At 74.8% G+C, this 15797-nt stretch carries 13 protein-coding genes; 5 read left to right on the top strand and 8 right to left on the bottom strand.

Translation table 11 applies throughout. The annotated features are described in order from the left end of the window. Positions 1-32: 32 nt before the first annotated feature. Positions 33-788, bottom strand: a complete 756-nt coding sequence (locus ACWDCZ_RS10595) for an acyltransferase (protein WP_387830718.1) — start codon at positions 786-788, stop codon at positions 33-35. Positions 789-895: 107 nt separating this feature from the next. Between ACWDCZ_RS10595 and ACWDCZ_RS10590 the strand changes: the two genes are divergently transcribed. Further along, on the top strand, positions 896-1660 hold the full coding sequence (locus tag ACWDCZ_RS10590) for a maleylpyruvate isomerase family mycothiol-dependent enzyme (RefSeq protein WP_387830720.1): 765 nt from the start codon (positions 896-898) through the stop codon (positions 1658-1660). 120 nt (positions 1661-1780) lie between these two features. On the opposite strand, the gene ACWDCZ_RS10585 is transcribed toward ACWDCZ_RS10590, so the two are convergent. After that, positions 1781-2554: an enoyl-CoA hydratase family protein gene (locus tag ACWDCZ_RS10585; RefSeq protein ID WP_449815745.1), complete on the bottom strand. Its 774-nt coding sequence runs from the start codon at positions 2552-2554 to the stop codon at positions 1781-1783. Between the two features lie 175 nt (positions 2555-2729). Between ACWDCZ_RS10585 and ACWDCZ_RS10580 the strand changes: the two genes are divergently transcribed. Further along, positions 2730-3134 (top strand): RidA family protein, encoded by a 405-nt coding sequence (locus ACWDCZ_RS10580; RefSeq protein WP_049650961.1) that lies wholly within the window; start codon positions 2730-2732, stop codon positions 3132-3134. 233 nt (positions 3135-3367) lie between these two features. Further along, positions 3368-5671, top strand: coding sequence for a glycosyl hydrolase family 18 protein (locus tag ACWDCZ_RS10575; RefSeq protein ID WP_449815744.1), 2304 nt, complete (start codon positions 3368-3370; stop codon positions 5669-5671). A 101-nt stretch (positions 5672-5772) separates the two neighbouring features. Here the strand turns inward: ACWDCZ_RS10575 and ACWDCZ_RS10570 are convergent, their stop codons facing one another. Continuing rightward, positions 5773-7029 (bottom strand): geranylgeranyl reductase family protein, encoded by a 1257-nt coding sequence (locus ACWDCZ_RS10570; protein WP_079272936.1) that lies wholly within the window; start codon positions 7027-7029, stop codon positions 5773-5775. Between the two features lie 222 nt (positions 7030-7251). Between ACWDCZ_RS10570 and ACWDCZ_RS10565 the strand changes: the two genes are divergently transcribed. After that, entirely contained in the window at positions 7252-8616 is a 1365-nt protein-coding gene (locus ACWDCZ_RS10565; protein WP_449815743.1) for a M20/M25/M40 family metallo-hydrolase, read from the top strand. Here the strand turns inward: ACWDCZ_RS10565 and ACWDCZ_RS10560 are convergent. Further along, positions 8592-9464, bottom strand: coding sequence for a DUF4184 family protein (locus ACWDCZ_RS10560; RefSeq protein ID WP_449815742.1), 873 nt, complete (start codon positions 9462-9464; stop codon positions 8592-8594). The genes ACWDCZ_RS10565 and ACWDCZ_RS10560 overlap by 25 nt on opposite strands. Positions 9465-9557: 93 nt before the next feature. Next, positions 9558-10625 (bottom strand): NUDIX hydrolase, encoded by a 1068-nt coding sequence (locus tag ACWDCZ_RS10555; RefSeq protein ID WP_049660630.1) that lies wholly within the window; start codon positions 10623-10625, stop codon positions 9558-9560. A gap of 418 nt (positions 10626-11043) precedes the next feature. On the opposite strand from ACWDCZ_RS10555, the gene ACWDCZ_RS10550 reads away from it, so the two are divergent. Continuing rightward, on the top strand, positions 11044-11958 hold the full coding sequence (locus ACWDCZ_RS10550) for a PfkB family carbohydrate kinase (RefSeq protein WP_449815741.1): 915 nt from the start codon (positions 11044-11046) through the stop codon (positions 11956-11958). Positions 11959-12075: 117 nt separating this feature from the next. Here ACWDCZ_RS10550 and ACWDCZ_RS10545 read toward each other — a convergent pair whose 3' ends face one another. The 3 genes from ACWDCZ_RS10545 to ACWDCZ_RS10535 form a co-directional block, all read right to left on the bottom strand. After that, complete coding sequence (locus ACWDCZ_RS10545; protein ID WP_387975949.1) at positions 12076-12939, bottom strand: C40 family peptidase; 864 nt, start codon at positions 12937-12939, stop codon at positions 12076-12078. 311 nt (positions 12940-13250) lie between these two features. Then, on the bottom strand, positions 13251-14672 hold the full coding sequence (locus ACWDCZ_RS10540; RefSeq protein WP_449815740.1) for an acyl-CoA synthetase: 1422 nt from the start codon (positions 14670-14672) through the stop codon (positions 13251-13253). 228 nt (positions 14673-14900) lie between these two features. Beyond that, on the bottom strand, positions 14901-15797 hold an 897-nt coding region (locus ACWDCZ_RS10535), incomplete at its 5' end, for an electron transfer flavoprotein subunit alpha/FixB family protein (RefSeq protein ID WP_449815739.1).

Raw genomic sequence — 15797 nt, 5'->3', positions numbered from 1 at the left:
GCCAGTGCCGGGCCGGTGCCCGGCGACCGACCTCAGCCCTGCTCCCCCGGCAACCGCAGGTCCCAACCGACCAGGGCGCGCAGCTGCTCCGCGGTCACGCCGTCCGGCACCGGCTGCGGAGCATCGTGGCGCAGCGGCGGCTGCCAGCCCTTCTCCTCCGTCCAGCGGCGCACCACTTTGGCCGGCGCCCCGGCGACCACGCTGTGGTCGGGAACGTCGCCGCGCACCACGGCGCCCGCCGCGACCACCACGTTGCGGCCGATCCGCGCCCCCGGCAGGATCACCGCGCCGGTGCCGATCCAGCTGCCCGTGCCGATCTCCACCGGTTCGTTGCGCGGCCACTGCTTGCCGATCGGCAGCTCGGTGTCCCGGTACTCGTGCGACTGGTCGCTGATGTACACGCCGGGGCCGGTCCACACGTCGTCGCCGATGACGATCGACTGGTGGCCGACGATGTGGCTGTCCCGGCCGATCACGCAGCCGCCGCCGATCCGCACGATCGGCTCCGGCCCGAGGTCGAGCCCGGGCAGGAAGCCCGCGCTGATGGTGACCCGCTCGCCGATGATCGAGAACGGCCCGATGGTGATCCACTGCTCGTTGAACACCGCCCCGAGCGGGAAGCTGAGCGTCGTGCCGTCCCCCAGCTCGCCGAACCGGTACGGGCCGGGGTTGCGGCTGGTGACCGCTCCGGTCCGCTGCACCCAGCGCCAGCCCCGGTGGACGAGGCGTCCGGCGGCGCGGCGGCCACCGGTCCGGACGGCTGAGACGAGCGAACGGGTTATCGGCATGCGCTCACGTTACCGGCCCGTAGCATCCGCCCGTCCGCCGGGAGGCAACCGGAGGAATGTCCGAAATCCGCGACCGGCGGACGGGCCGCGATGGAAGACTCCGTCCCATGGAGATCACCGAGCACATCGACGCGCTGCGCCGCGAGGGCACCAGGCTCGCCGAGGCCGCGGCCCGTACCGAGTTGTCCGCCCCCGTACCGACCTGTCCGGACTGGCAGCTGACGAAGCTGCTGCAGCACATCGGCTCCGTCCACCGGTGGGCCGCCGCGATCGTGTCCGGAGGCGCGCCGACGCCGCCGGACGAGGCGGACGCGCAGGCCGCCGTCGGGCCGCTGCCCTCGGACGCCGAGCTGCTCGACTGGTACCGCGAGGGCCACGCCGCCCTGGTGGACACCCTCACCGCGGCGCCCGCCGACCTCGAGTGCTGGACCTTCCTGTCCTCGCCCAGCCCGCTGGCGTTCTGGGCCCGGCGCCAGGCGCACGAGACCGCCGTGCACCGCCGCGACGCCGACGCGGCCGCCGGGGTGCCCGGTCCGGTCGTGGACACCGCGCTCGCCCTCGACGGCATCGACGAACTGGTGAGCGGCTTCACGACCCTCGGCCGGTCCAAGCTGCGCAGCGACCGGCCGCGCACCCTCCTGGTCCGGGCCACCGACGGCCCCGGCTCCTGGCACCTGACGATCACCCGGGAAGCGCCGGTCGTCACCACCGGCGAGGGCCCCGAGCCGGCCGATCTGACCCTCGCCGGCCCGGCCCACGAGCTCTACCCGCTGCTGTGGAACCGGCTGTCCGCCCAGCAGGCCGGGGAGGTCAAGGCGATCGGCGACCAGAGCCTGCTCGCCCTCTGGAGCGAGACGGCGGCGGTCCTCTGACCGTACCGGCCGCGACCCCTGCGCACGGGTCGTCACGCCCGGGGGCGGCGACGCCCCCGGGCGAACGGGCACCCGGGCGGACGGGCACCCGGGCGGACGGGCACCCGGTAAACCCGGCCCTCAGCGCACCCAGCGCGCGGGCCGCTTCTCCAGGAACGAGCGCATCCCCTCCTGCGCCTCCGCCGAGCCGAAGAGCCGCGCCGACAGCTCCACCAGCTCCTCCGCGTCCCGCTCGAAGGAGCGCACCACCTCAGCGTTGGCCAGCCGCTTCGACTCCGCCAGGCCCTGCGGGGAGCCCAGGCGCAGCGCGTCCAGCAGGCCCTTGAGCGCCACGTCGGTGGCCTCGGCGGAGTCGGTGGCGCTGGTGATCAGCCCGATCCGAGCGGCCTCGGCGGCGTCGAAGACCTCGCCGGTGAGGTAGTAGCGGGAGGCGGCGCGCGGGTCCAGCTTCGGGCGCAGCGGCAGCGAAATGACGGCGGGCGCGAGGCCGAGCCGCACCTCGGTGAAGGCGAAGGTCGAGGCCGGTCCGGCGACGGCGAGGTCCGCCGCGCCGACCAGGCCGAGGCCGCCGGCCCGGACGTGGCCGTGGATGACGGCGATCACCGGCTTGGCGCAGTCCACGATCGCCCGCTGGAGCTCGACCAGGCCGCGCGGGCCGACCGTCGGGTCCGCGCCGGTCGCCTCGGAGAGGTCCGCGCCCGCGCAGAACACCTTGCCGGTGTGCCCGAGCACCACGGCGCGGACCTCCGGGTCGGCCGCGGCGGAGGCCAGTCCGGCGTGCAGCTCGGCCATCAGCCGGGTGGAGAGCGCGTTGCGGTTGTGCGGCGAGTCGAGGGTGAGCGTGGTGACGGCGTCAGCGGTGCTGACGTGGACGAGGGGCACTGCGCTGGTCATCGGCGGGGCCTGCCTTCCGGCTGAGGGTGGGTCGGACTGCGGGCGCGGTCCGGGAGGTGCCCGGACGACGCCCGGACGACTCTGGCACGCCCACCCGCCCCTCGGCCAGAGCGAGCCGGAGCGCCCGGGCCGTCGGGCTTGCCTGCCCGAGGGGGCATGGATCAGGATCCGTCCCATGACCACCTCTCACCTCACCCGCATCACGGAGCCGCCCGGAGTCGCGCCCGGCACCGGCTACACCCAGGTCGTCGCCGGAAGCGGCCGACTGGTCCAGGTGTCCGGGCAGGTCCCGTTCGACGAGAACCGGGACCTGGTCGGCCCGGGGGATCCGAAGGCGCAGGCGCGGCAGGTCTTCGAGAACCTCCGCCGCTGCCTGGCCGCCGCCGGGGCCGGGTTCGAGGACGTCGTGAAGTTCACCTACTTCATGACCGACATCGCCCACCTCGCCGTGGTCCGCGAGATCCGCGACGAGTACCTGGGCTCCGTTCCGCCGCCCGCTTCCTCCGCCGTGCAGGTCTCGGCGCTGTTCCGGCCCGACGTGCTGATGGAGATCGAGGCGATGGCGATCGTCCGCGAGTAGCGGGAGCGACGGGAGCACCAGGGAATAGCGGAGCGACGGGGGCGGCGAGACGGCGGGAGCATCGGGGACAACTCCCAAGTGGTACAGACCTGTTGACGCATTGGTCCAGTCCTCCTACAGTTCCCATGCCTTGCCTCCCCACGGCACAGGCATCGATCGCAAACGGATCAACCGCACGGATCAACCAAGGTTCTACGTCACCCTGTTCAACCCCCACAGTCACAGGGAGAACCATGTCCGCTCGATCCCGGGCCGGGCGCCCGCGCGTGCGCAGCAGACTGCTGGCACTGCTCTCCGTCCTGCTCCTGCCCCTCGCCGCGCTCACCGCGCTGGCCGCCCCGGCGCACGCCGCCGGAAAGCTCACCGCCACCTTCACCACGGCCGACAACGGCTCCTGGTGGCAGGGCACCTACATCGTCCACAACGACAACGCGACCGCGGTGAACGGCTGGACCCTGGAGTTCGACCTCCCGGCCGGCGTCACCATCGGCAACAGCTACAACGGCACCGCCACCGTGAGCGGCCGGCACGTCACCGCCACCGCGGCGTTCTACAACTCCACCGTCAACGCCCACGGCACCACCGAGCCGTACAGCTTCTGGTTCGTCGGCAACGGCCCGGTCACCGCCCCGCTCAACTGCCGTGTCAACGGCGACAAGTGCGACGGCAGCGCGGACGTCCCGCCGTCCGCGCCGGGCACCCCGACGGTCACCGAGTCCACCGCGCACACGCTCGCCCTGAGCTGGCCGGCCGCCACCGGCGGGGACTTCCCGGTCGCCTCCTACGACGTGCTGAGCGGTAGCACGGTGCTCGCCTCCAGCCCGTCCACCGGCGTGCTGGTCACCGGCCTCACCCCGGCCACCTCGTACACCCTGACCGTCCGCGCCAAGGACAGCCGCGGGAACACCGGCCCGCTCAGCGCGGGCGTCACCGCGTCCACCTTCGACCCGTCCACCGACACCTCGCCGCCCACCGCACCGGCCAACCTCCGGGCCACCGCGGTCGGTTCGACGGACGTGACGCTCGCCTGGAACGCCGCCACCGACAACGTCCGGGTCGCCGCGTACGACGTCTACCAGGGCGGCACCCTGGTGGCCACGGTCACCGGCAGCACGCTCGGCGCGACCGTCGGCAGCCTCTCCCCGTCCACCGCCTACACGTTCACCGTGAAGGCCCGGGACGCCGCCGACAACGCCTCGCCCGCCTCCGCCCCGCTCACCGTGACCACCTCGGACCTGGTCGGCGCCGGGAAGTACGCCCGGGTCGGCTACTTCGTCCAGTGGGGCATCTACGGCCGCCAGTACTTCGTCAAGAACCTGGACACCTCGGGCGCCGCCGCCAAGCTCGACGTCGTCAACTACGCCTTCGAGAACATCGATCCGGTCAACCTGACCTGCCAGGCCGGCGTCACCAAGGGCACCACCGCCAACCCGGAGGACCCGGACCAGGGCACCGGCGCCGGTGACGCCGACGCGGACTACGGCCGGGCGATGAGCGCCGACCAGTCGGTGGACGGCGTGGCCGACGACGGCTGGGGCAAACTCCGCGGCAACCTCAACCAGTTGAAGAAGCTGAAGGCCAAGTACCCGAACCTGAAGGTGGTCGTCTCGCTCGGCGGCTGGACCTACTCCAAGTACTTCTCCGACGCCGCCGCCACCGACGCGTCCCGCCAGAGGTTCGTCAAGTCCTGCGTCGACACCTGGATCAAGGGCAACCTGCCGGCCTACAACGGCGCCGGCGGCGACGGCGTGGCAGCGGGCATCTTCGACGGCATCGACCTCGACTGGGAGTGGCCCGGCTCCGCCGACGGCCACCCGGGCAACCACTGGAGCGCCAACGACAAGGGCAACCTGACCCTGCTGCTGGCCGAATTCCGCAAGCAACTGGACGCGTTGGGCGGCTCGCACAAGCTGCTCACCGCCTTCACCCCGGCCGACCCGGCGAAGGTCGCGGCCGGCTGGGACCTCTCGAAGATCTTCGGCTCGCTGGACATCGCCAACGTCCAGGGCTACGACTTCCACGGCTCGGGCAGCGACAACTCCTGGGAGCCGAACCGCACCGGCCACGCCTCCAACCTCTACCAGGACCCGAACGACCCCTACGCCACCCACTTCAGCGTGGACACGGCCGTCCAGACGTACCTGAACGCCGGGGTCAACCCGCGCAAGCTGACCATCGGCTTCCCGTTCTACGGGCGCGGCTGGCAGAGCGTCGCGGACGGCGGCGCGAACGGCGCCTGGCAGTCCGCGAACGGCGCCGCACCCGGCCAGTTCAGCGACGAGGCCGGCACCCGCGGGTACAACAACCTGATCACCAGCCTCTCCGGCCTCAAGGTCTACCACGACCCCAAGTCCGTTGCGACGTACGGCTACACGGGAGCCGGCGGGCAGTGGTGGACCTTCGACGACGCCTGGTCGATCTCGCAGAAGACCGCCTACCTCAAGTCGAAGAACCTGCTCGGCGGCATGATCTGGGAGATGTCCGGCGACACCCCGTCCGGCACCCTGATGTCCGCACTGGACACCGGGCTCAAGTAGCGCTCCCCGCAAGGGAAGCGGGGCCGGTGCCCCTCCCGCGCACGGAGGGACACCGGCCCCGCTCCACAGCGTCACGAGCTCACGACGCCACGGCGGCCGCCCTACCGCGAGGCCATCGACGCCAGCCGCCGCGCGGCCCGGTACTGCCGCAGCACCTGGGCGAAGGAGGTGTGCCCCTGGGTGGTCCGGGCGAAGGCCCGCCAGGCCGGCGGCACCAGGCAGACCGCCGCGTGGAACAGGTACGGCCGCCGCTCGAAGGCGCCCAGCAGCTGCTTGCCCGCGCGCATCTCCACGCCCAGCCCGGCCTTGACCGCGAACGCGTAGTTCAGCGCCTCGCGCCGCACCGCCGCCGCGTTGCCCGCCTCGGCGACCTGCACCGCCCACTCGCCGGCCAGCCGGCCCGAGCGCAGCGCGTACGAGATGCCCTCGCGGGTCCACGGCTCCAGCAGTCCGGCCGCGTCCCCGGCGACCAGCACCCGGCCGCGGGAGAGCGGCGAGTCCTCGGTCCGGCAGCGGGTCAGGTGCCCGGACTCGACCTGCGGGGTGAACCCGGACAGGCCCAGCCGGCGGATGTAGTCGGCGAGGTACTGCTTGGTCCGCTCGCCGTCGCCGCGCGCCGAGATGACGCCGACGGTCAGGCTGCTGGTCTCGGTCTTCGGGAACACCCAACCGTAACTGCCGGGCAGCGGGCCCCAGTCGAGGTGGATCCGGCCCGCCCAGTCGGCCGCGACCTGGGCCGGCACCGGGATCTCCGCCTCCAGGCCGAGGTCGATCTGGTCGAAGGTGACGCCGACGTGCCGGCCGATCCGGCTCGCGCTGCCGTCCGCGCCGACCACCGCGCGGGCCTCGAAGGTGCGCCCGTCGGCGGCCGTCACCAGGGCCGTCCGGTGCTCCCCGCCGCGCTGCTCGACGCCGGTGACGGTCACTCCGGTGACCAGCACCGCCCCGGCCTGCTTGGCCGCCTGCACCAGGCGCAGGTCGAACTCGTCCCGGTTGACCAGGCCGAACAGCATCCGCTTGGACCGCCGCGTACGGGTGTACCTCCCGTTGTAGGCGAAGGTGACGGCGTGCACCCGGTCCTGCAGCGGCAACCGGAAGTCCGGCGGCAGGCTGTCCCGGGAGGGGCCGATGATGCCGCCGCCGCAGGTCTTGTACCGGGGGTGTTCGGCCTTGTCGAGCAGCAGCACCCGGCGGCCCTGGGCCGCGGCGGCGTGCGCGGCCGAGGAGCCCGCCGGTCCGGCGCCGACCACCACGACGTCCCAGACGCCGTCCAGCGGCGCGGCCGCGTCGTCGGTCGGACCGCCCTCGGCCGGGCTGTCGAGCGGGCTACGGGAATCGGAGCTTCCGGAGTCAGTCACGTCGAGCAATCCTATGCGTCCGGCCGCGCCGGTCGAGCGCGCCGCCCCCGCACCGGCGCCACCCGGCCGTACGGCCCGCCCGAAGGCGGCCCCTCCCCCTGAGGCCCGGTCCGCGGCCCACCCTCGGAACTCCCTGTTCCGCTCCACCTATGATCGGCACTACCGCAAGCCGCCTCCTCCGCCCGCACCACCCCAAGGGCGGACCGTCCCCCCGGAGCCCCGATGTCACAGCCCCTGGCCGACGCCGTCCGATCCCTGATGGACCGTGCCCGCACCGACCTCGCCGAGCTGGTCGCCTTCCCGTCGGTCGCCGACCCGCGCCAGTTCCCGGTCGAGGAGTGCGAGAAGGCCGCGCGCTGGGTCGCCGACGCCTTCGCCGCCGAGGGCCTGACCGGCATCCGGCTGCTGGACACCCCGGACGGCACCCAGTCCGTCTACGGCGAGCTGCCCGGCCCCGAGGGCGCGCCGACCGTCCTGCTCTACTCCCACTACGACGTCCAGCCCCCGCTGGACGAGAACGCCTGGCACAGCCCCGCCTTCGAGCTGACCGAGCGCGACGGCCGCTGGTACGGGCGCGGCGCCGCCGACTGCAAGGGCAACATCCTGATGCACCTGACGGCGCTGCGGGCGCTGCGTCAGGTCCACGGCGACGCCTACCCGGTCGGTCTGAAGATCATCGTCGAGGGCTCCGAGGAGCAGGGCACCGGCGGTCTGGAGCGCTACGCCGAGGCCCACCCCGAGCTGCTCGCCGCCGACGCCATCATCATCGGCGACACCGGCAACTTCGCCCCCGGCCTGCCCACCGTGACCACCTCGCTGCGCGGCATGACGATCGTCGAGGCCACCGTCACCACGCTGGCCGGCAACCTGCACTCCGGGGCCTTCGGCGGCGCCGCCCCCGACGCGCTCCAGTCCCTGGTCCGGATGCTGGCCTCGCTGCACGACGAGAACGGCGACGTCGCGGTGGCCGGCCTGACCGCCGACCAGACCTGGACCGGCGTCCAGTACCCGGAGGAGCAGTTCCGCTCCGACGCCAAGGTGCTCGACGGCGTCGCCCTGACCGGCACCGGCACCCTCGCGGACCGCCTCTGGGCCCGCCCGGCCGTCACCGTCCTCGGCATCGACGCCCCGCCGGTGATCGGCGCCACCTCCTCCGTCCAGGCCACCGCCAAGGCCCTGATCAGCCTGCGCGTCGCGCCGGGCACGGACGCGGGCGCCGCCCAGGACGCCCTGGTCGCCCACCTGGAGGCGCAGGTCCCGCTCGGCGCCCGGCTCACCGTCGAGCGCCAGGGCAACGGCGCCCCGTTCCGCGCCGACACCAGCGGCCCGGCGTACGAGGCGATGGGCGAGGCGATGGCCGAGGCCTTCGGGACGGCCATGGTCGCCTCCGGCGAGGGCGGCTCGATCCCGCTCTGCAACACGCTGCGCTCGCTCTACCCGCAGGCCGAGATCGTGCTGATCGGCGTCGAGGAGCCGACCACCCAGATCCACGCGGTCAACGAGAGCGTCGACCCGCGGGAGCTGGAGCGGATGGCCCTCACCGAGGCGCTCTTCCTCCGCCGCTACGCCGAACTGCGCTCCGTCTGACGGACCTTCGCAGCGACGTCCCGAGGCTCTTCCCGGAGGACGTCCGGCCGCCCGCCGCGCAACCGGCGGGCGGCCGCCAGCACCGCCGCGTAACCGACCGCGCCCACCGCGAGCCCGGCCCCGGCGCCGAAGCAGACCTCCGGCACCAGGTTCCGCCGCAGCGGAGCGAGCCGGTGCAGCACCCCGGCGGCCGTCGCCGCGCCCAGCGTCGCGACGGCCGCCCGCCGGGCCCGGGGCGCCAGCCGCACGGCCGGCCGCACCGGCTCGACGGCCCGCACCGCCCGCGCCGCCCAACCGCCCAGCGCCGCCAGGGCGAGCGCCGAACTGCCGTACTGCAGCGCCTCGTACAGCGGGACCCCGGCCACCGGGCGGTCCAGGACGGGCAGCAGCCGCACCCCCAGCCGGTCCCCGTGGGTGAAGGCGTCCCAGCCGACGTGGGTGGCCGCCCCGATCGCCGCCGAGGCCGCGAACCACGCCGCGCCGCCGACCGCACCGCCGACCGCACCGGCGTCCGCGGGGCCTGCGGCGTCCCCGGCCCGCCGGACGGTCAACGCCTCGGCGCCGCCCGCCCACCGCTCGGGCAGCAGCGCCACCAGCGGCCCGCGCAGCAGCCCGTGCCAGCCGGCCACCAGCGCGCCGGCGATCGCCACGTCCACCGTCGGCACCGCCCACCAGCGGTGCGTGAGCCCGCCCTGGCCGTACACCCCGGGCAGCAGGGACTCGGCGAAGAACGGCACGTCCGGCGCCATCGACCCGGCGACCAGCGCCGACGCCACCAGGGGCCCCCGCACCCCGGCGGCGCGCAGCAGGGGCAGGACGGCGGCGGGGTGGCTCAACGTGAAGGGCATGCCCCCATCCTGCCGCCCGGGACCGCCGCGCGGCGCGCCGGGAGGCGCACCACGGTCCCCCCACCCGCCCTGCGGCCCCGCACCAACCGGCCGCTACGCCGCGTCCGCCGTGCTCGCCAGCCCCACGGCCACCCGGCTCCCCGCCTCCAGGTACCGCAGCTCGCCGCTCCGCCGCGCGTCCAGCGCCGCCGCCAGCCGCCGGTAGCGTCCCGGGGGCAGCAGCTCCCCGGCCTCGTCCAGGGTGACGAAGCGACAACCGCGCAGCTCCTCCTGCTGGAGCAGCAGGTGCTGCCGGCCCTCCTCGTCCAGCAGCCCGCCGTCGTACATCAGCCGCAGGCCGCCGCGGCGCGGGCCGGTGCGCGGCTCCCAGTCGACGGCGAGCAGGCGCAGCGCGGACGGGTCCAGGCGCAGGCCCAGCTCCTCGGCGGTCTCGCGCAGGGCGGCGTCGGTGGGGGCCTCGCCGCGCTCGACCACGCCGCCGGGGAAGTCCCAGTCGGGCTTGTAGACCGGGTCCACCAGCAGCACGCGGTCCTGCTCGTCGAAGAACAGGACGGCGGAGGCGACGGTGTCGCCGGTCGGGTCCGGGGTCTGGACGATGGGGCAGCGGGCGGCGCCGACCCGGACCAGCTCGGCGATCCGGTGCGCGGTCTCCCGGGGGGAGATCCCGCTGGTGTCGATCATCCGGGCGTCCCCGACCAGCCAGCGGCGGGCGGCGCGGTAGCGGGGCAGGTGCTCGAGGCACCAGGCGCGGACCCGCTCGCTGCCCTCCGGGTCGCCCGGGCACTCGTCGCGGTGGGCTATGCGGTCGCGCAGGATCGTTTCTTCAGGGTCCAGCACGACGTGGTGCACCGTGATCCCGTGCGAGGCCAGGTCCCCGAAGATCTCGTCCCGGTAGTCCTCCCTGAGCAGGGTCATCGGGACCACCAGCGGGCCCCCGACCTCACCGAGCAGCGCCGCCGCCGTCTCGGGGACGAGCCGACGCCAGGCCGCCAGGTCCTGGAAGTCGGACACCGTCGCCAGCCGGTCGGCCGGGAGCATCCGACGCAGGCCGAAGCCCACCAGCTCGGGATCGAAGAGCACGCTCCCGGGCAGCAGTTCCACCAGCTCGCGGCAGGCGCTCGTCTTGCCCGCCCCGAATGTGCCATTGACCCAGACGATCACAACGTCCCCTGCCCTCGACTTCCCCCGATGCCGTTCGCACCGGGCAGCGCCCCCGTTGGTCGAACCAGCGCCACCCGTGGTGGTACCCGCGCCACGCCGCTCCCCATGCCTCCCCGGCGCGCCCGCCCGCACGCTCCGATCTGCCCCGTGACAGCGGCATGTGCCCAGGTCAGACGCCCGTATGCGGAAATATGCAGACCGGTCTACATCAAAATTGCACCCCTTCGCCACTGCTAGGGCACAGGATGCCTGGTGGGTCGACCCGCCCCGCACGCCCCACGCGCACGCTCCGCACGCCCCCCGCTCGTACGCCCCCGTGCGCCGCGCGCGCCCCGGGCTCGGCCCGGACGCGCCCTGCGCTCGACCGCCACCGCCCGCCTCCTTGCGCCGCCCGCGCCCCACCGCGTACAGAGGAACGATGAAGCTGCTTCCCGCCGGTCGGGTCGTCGTCATCGGCTCGGTCAACACCGACCGCATCCTCCGCTGCCCCGTGCTGCCCTCCCCCGGCGAGACCGTCCTCGCCACCGCCGCCACCCGGGGCTTCGGCGGCAAGGGGGCCAACCAGGCGGTGGCGGCGGCCCGGATGGGGGCGGCGACGCACCTGGTCGCCAAGGTCGGACGGGACGCCGAGGGCGAGGCGGCGCGAGCCGACCTGCGGGGCGCGCAGGTCGAGACGGGCGCCGTGCTCACCCACCCGGACGCGCCCACCGGTCAGGCGATCGTCATGGTCGACCCGGCCGGCGAGAACAGCATCGTCGTCCTCCCCGGCGCCAACGCCCACCTGACCCCGGAGGAGGTCACCGCCGCGCTCACCCGCCTCCGGCTGCTCCCCGTCGACGTGGTCCTGACCAGCAACGAGGTCCCCGCGGAGTGCGTCCGCGCGACCGCCGCCGCACTGCCCGCCGCGGGCCTCTCGGGCGGCACCCGCTGGCTGCACAACACCGCCCCGGCCGGCACCCTGCCGGAGGCCGGCCCCACCGGACGCCGCCCGCTGGTCGTCGCGAACGCCGTCGAGGCCCGCCAGCTCACCGGCGCCGCCGACGTCACCGGGGCCGCCCGGGCGCTGGCCGAACACGCCGAGGGCGCCGTGGTCACCCTCGGCGGCGAGGGCGCGCTGGTCGTCGTGGACGGGACGCCGACCCGGCTGCCCGCCCCGACCGTCCGAGTGGTCGACACCACCGGCGCCGGCGACGCCTTCTGCGGCGCCCTCGCCGCCGCACTCGCCCGCGGCGCCGCGCTGCCCGACGCGGCCGCCACCGCCGTCGCCGCCGGGGCCTTCGCCGTCACCGGCCTCGGCGCCCGCGGCGCGCTGCCCCGCCCGACGGACCTCTGACCGGGCGTCGGGCCGAGCGGGCGTCGCGCGCCCCGGGCTCGGCCCGGACCGACGAGGACACCCCCGTCGGGGGCACCGGGCGGACCCGGCACCCCCGACGGGCGGACGGCGACCCCGCTACGGGCGCCCCATGTACGACGGGTAGTAGCCGCTGCTGATCCCCGAGATCCTGATGTTGGTCCCGGGCCGCGCGGCCTCGACGTACCTGTTGTCGCCCAGGTAGATGGCCACGTGCTGGATACCCCGGGCGGTCCCGTCCGGCGACCAGAACAGCAGGTCGCCGCGGCGCAGCTGGCCGGCCCCGATCGGCGTGGTCGCCGCGTACTGGTCGTTGGCCACCCGCGGCAGGCTGATCCCGCCGCGCCGGAAGGACTGCTGCACCAGGCCCGAGCAGTCGTAGCCGTCCGGCCCGTTGCCGGCCCGGCGGAACGGCACGCCCAGCTGGGAGAGCGCGAACTGCACGGCGGTCTCGACGTCCCGGTCCTCGGCGACCGAGTCGTCGAAGTAGCCCGGGGAGTCCGAGGAGGAGCCGCCTCCGGTGCGCTCCAGGTAGATGTCGTAGTGCGAGGTCCAGCGCCACTCGCCCCTGCTGTTGCGGAACCAGTAGCGCGAGCCGTCCCAGCCCTGGGTGATCCCGCCGGAGGACGTGGTCGTGGTCCTGGCGGCGGACGAGGAGCCGCCTCCGGTGCGCTGCACGTAGACGTCATAGTGCGAGGTCCAGCGCCACTGCCCCTGGCTGTTCTTGAACCAGTACCGGGAGCCGTCCCAGCCGGCGTGCGCCGGGGCGGGCTCGGCGGCCGCGGGGCTGACACCGGTGCCGAGGCCGATCAGGCCCGCACTGGTCGCGATCACGGCCACCATGCCTATCCCCCGACGGAGCCGCGCGCTGCGGGACGGACGGGAGGGACGGACGGTGGCAGCGTCCTGCTGCCCGGTCGGTTCGCCGGCGGCCTCCGGCGCGCCGGTGTTGACGGTGGTCATCGTGCTGACTTCCTTCACTGCTGCGGATCGCTGCGGATCGCTGCGGATTTGCAGCGGGTTGCTGTGACCGGCCAGGACTGGCCGTGCTTGTCGGCAGGGCCCCCGCCCGGCACACCGCGGCTTCCGGTCCTGCGACCGGAAGCCGCCGGCGTGCCGCCCGGGGGGTCGGCCCTGCCTGCGTGTCACGTTAGGCACGCGTCCGCTCACTGCGCGCAGTGGAGTGCGCCAATGGAAGGGTCACGGGTGGTGAGCACCGACGGCGCATCAGGGTGAACACCCGTCATCCGAGGGGCCGTCCGACCACCCTCTCCTCAGCGGCCGCCGGCCTCCGCCAGCAGCTGCTTCTTCAGCACCTTTCCCAGGGCGTTCCTGGGCAGTTCGGGCACCAGGACGACCCGGCGCGGCCGCTTGTGCACCGAGAGCCGCTCCGCCACGAAGGCCGTCAGCTGCTCCCCCGTCACGGCGCCGTCCGGGACGACGTACGCGACGATCGCCTGTCCGAGGTCCTCGTCCGGCACGCCGACCACCGCCGCGTCGGCGACCGCCGGGTGGTCGCGCAGCGCGGCCTCCACCTCGCCCGCGCCGATCCGGTAGCCGCCGCTCTTGATCAGGTCCACCGAGGCGCGGCCGACGATCCGGTGGAAGCCGTCCGCCCCGATCACCGCGACGTCGCCGGTGCGGAACCAGCCGTCCGCCGTCCACGCCTCGGCGTCCGCGTCCGGCCGGTTGAGGTAACCGCTGAACAGCGTCGGCCCGGAGACCTGGAGTTCGCCGACGCTCTCCCCGTCGCTGGGCACCGGCGCGCCGTCCTCGCCGACCAGCCGGGTGCGGACCCCCTCCACCGGCAGCCCGACGCTGCCGGGGCGCCGCTCGCCGTCCGCCCGGGTGCTGACGGTGATCAGCGACTCGGTCATCCCGTACCGCTCGATCGGGGCGTGCCCGGTGAGCGCCGCGAGCTTCTCGAACACCGGCACGGGCAGCGGCGCGCTGCCGGAGACCAGCAGTCGGGCCGGGGCGAGCCGGGCCGCGGCCTGCGGGTCCGCCGCCAGCCGGGACCACACGGTGGGCACCCCGAAGTACAGGCTGCCGCCCGCCGCCGCGTACCCCTCCGGGGTGGGCCGCCCGGTGTGCACCAGTCCGCTGCCGGTGCGCAGGGCGCCGAGCACGCCGAGCAGCAGCCCGTGCACGTGGAAGAGCGGCAGGCCGTGGACGAGGGTGTCCTCGGCGGTCCACTGCCAGGCGGCGGCGAGGGCGTCCAGGTCGGCGGCGATCGCCTCGCGCCGGATCACCACTCCCTTGGGGGCGCCGGTGGTGCCCGAGGTGTAGAGCACGAAGCCGGTCGACCCGGCGGCCGGCTCGGCGTAGCTGGTGGTGGAGCGCCGCGCGGGGTCGACCGGCAGCCCGGCCACCGAGGTGTCCTGCGGCAGCACCTCCCCGACGGCGTGCGCGAGCAGCGCCGCGCCCGAGTCGCGCAGGATGTGCTCGCGCTCCTTGGGCCCCGAGTCGGGCGGCAGCGGCACCACCGGGACGCCCGCCAGCAGGCCGCCGACCACGGCGGTGACGGTCTCGACGGTGGGCCGGGCGAGCACCGCGAGCGCCGGGGCGCCGGCCACCCGGTCGGCGACGGCGGTCGCCGCGCCCAGCAGGTCCTCCCGGGAGAGCGTCCGACCGTCGATCCGCAGCGCGTCCGCCGCGTCGCCGAAACCGCCCTGAAGTGCCGTCAGCAGTGCCATGCCACCGTCCTCGCCTCGTCCATCACCACCGCGCCGCGCCCGTGCGCCACGCGCCGGCGCCGACTCTACGGGCCGCCGCCCGGCCCGCCGCGCGCCGGGGACGGCGAGCGGGGCCGGCGACGGCGGAGAACGACCGGGAAGGCCGGGGAAGGACCGGGGGCGGCCGGGTACGACGGAGGGCGCGGCACCGGGCACCCGGCACCACGCCCTCCGAACCTTCCGCGCGGATCAGGCCTTGCGGGCCTTCACCTCGGCGGTGAGCTGCGGCAGCACCTGGAAGAGGTCGCCGACCACGCCGTAGTCGACCAGCTCGAAGATCGGGGCCTCGGGGTCCTTGTTGACGGCCACGATGGTCTTCGAGGTCTGCATGCCGGCCCGGTGCTGGATCGCGCCGGAGATGCCCGCCGCGATGTAGAGCTGCGGGGAGACCTGCTTGCCGGTCTGGCCGACCTGGCTGCTGTGCGGGTACCAGCCGGCGTCCACCGCGGCACGCGAGGCGCCGACGGCCGCGCCCAGCGCGTCCGCGAGCTCCTCGACCACGCCGAAGCCCTCGGCGGCACCGACACCACGGCCACCGGAGACCACGATCGCGGCCTCGGTCAGCTCGGGACGGCCGGAGGACACCCGCGGGGTGCGCGAGACGACCTTGGCGGCGTTGCCGGTGAACGCCACGGCGACGTCCTCCACCGCACCGGCGGCCGGGGCGGCCTCCGGGGCGACGGCGTTCGGCTTCACGGTGATGACCGGCGCGCCGTTGCTCACCCGGGAGTCGACGGTGTACGAGGCGGCGAACACCGACTGGGTGGCGATCGGGCCCTGGTCGCCGGCGCGCAGGTCGACGGCGTCGGTGATGATGCCGGAGCCGATCCGCAGCGCGACGCGCGCGGCCACCTCCTTGCCCTCACCGGAGGACGTCACCAGCACCGCCGCCACGTCGTTCGCCTTGGCGATCTGCGCCAGCGCGTCCACCTTCGGGACGACCAGCTGGTCGGCGAACTCCGCGCCGTCGGCGACGTACACCTTCACCGCACCGTACTCGCCGGCCTTCGCCGCGATGCCGGCCGCGGCCGCACCGGCGCCCAGGACGACGGCGGACGGCTCACCGATACGGCGGGCCAGGGTCAG

The sequence above is a fragment of the Kitasatospora sp. NPDC001225 genome (genome assembly GCF_053597855.1).
Note: the sequence above shows the minus strand (reverse complement) of the source record. Positions and strands in the feature narration are given on the sequence as shown.

What these genes read in the sequence shown, in the direction of transcription:
- ACWDCZ_RS10595 (WP_387830718.1), bottom strand. Translation starts at nt 788, where the DNA reads ATGCCGATAACCCGTTCGCTCGTCTCAGCCGTCCGGACCGGTGGCCGC.
- ACWDCZ_RS10590 (WP_387830720.1), top strand. Translation starts at nt 896, where the DNA reads ATGGAGATCACCGAGCACATCGACGCGCTGCGCCGCGAGGGCACCAGG.
- ACWDCZ_RS10585 (WP_449815745.1), bottom strand. Translation starts at nt 2,554, where the DNA reads ATGACCAGCGCAGTGCCCCTCGTCCACGTCAGCACCGCTGACGCCGTC.
- ACWDCZ_RS10580 (WP_049650961.1), top strand. Translation starts at nt 2,730, where the DNA reads ATGACCACCTCTCACCTCACCCGCATCACGGAGCCGCCCGGAGTCGCG.
- ACWDCZ_RS10575 (WP_449815744.1), top strand. Translation starts at nt 3,368, where the DNA reads ATGTCCGCTCGATCCCGGGCCGGGCGCCCGCGCGTGCGCAGCAGACTG.
- ACWDCZ_RS10565 (WP_449815743.1), top strand. Translation starts at nt 7,252, where the DNA reads ATGTCACAGCCCCTGGCCGACGCCGTCCGATCCCTGATGGACCGTGCC.
- ACWDCZ_RS10560 (WP_449815742.1), bottom strand. Translation starts at nt 9,464, where the DNA reads ATGCCCTTCACGTTGAGCCACCCCGCCGCCGTCCTGCCCCTGCTGCGC.
- ACWDCZ_RS10550 (WP_449815741.1), top strand. Translation starts at nt 11,044, where the DNA reads ATGAAGCTGCTTCCCGCCGGTCGGGTCGTCGTCATCGGCTCGGTCAAC.
- ACWDCZ_RS10545 (WP_387975949.1), bottom strand. Translation starts at nt 12,939, where the DNA reads ATGACCACCGTCAACACCGGCGCGCCGGAGGCCGCCGGCGAACCGACC.
- ACWDCZ_RS10540 (WP_449815740.1), bottom strand. Translation starts at nt 14,672, where the DNA reads ATGGCACTGCTGACGGCACTTCAGGGCGGTTTCGGCGACGCGGCGGAC.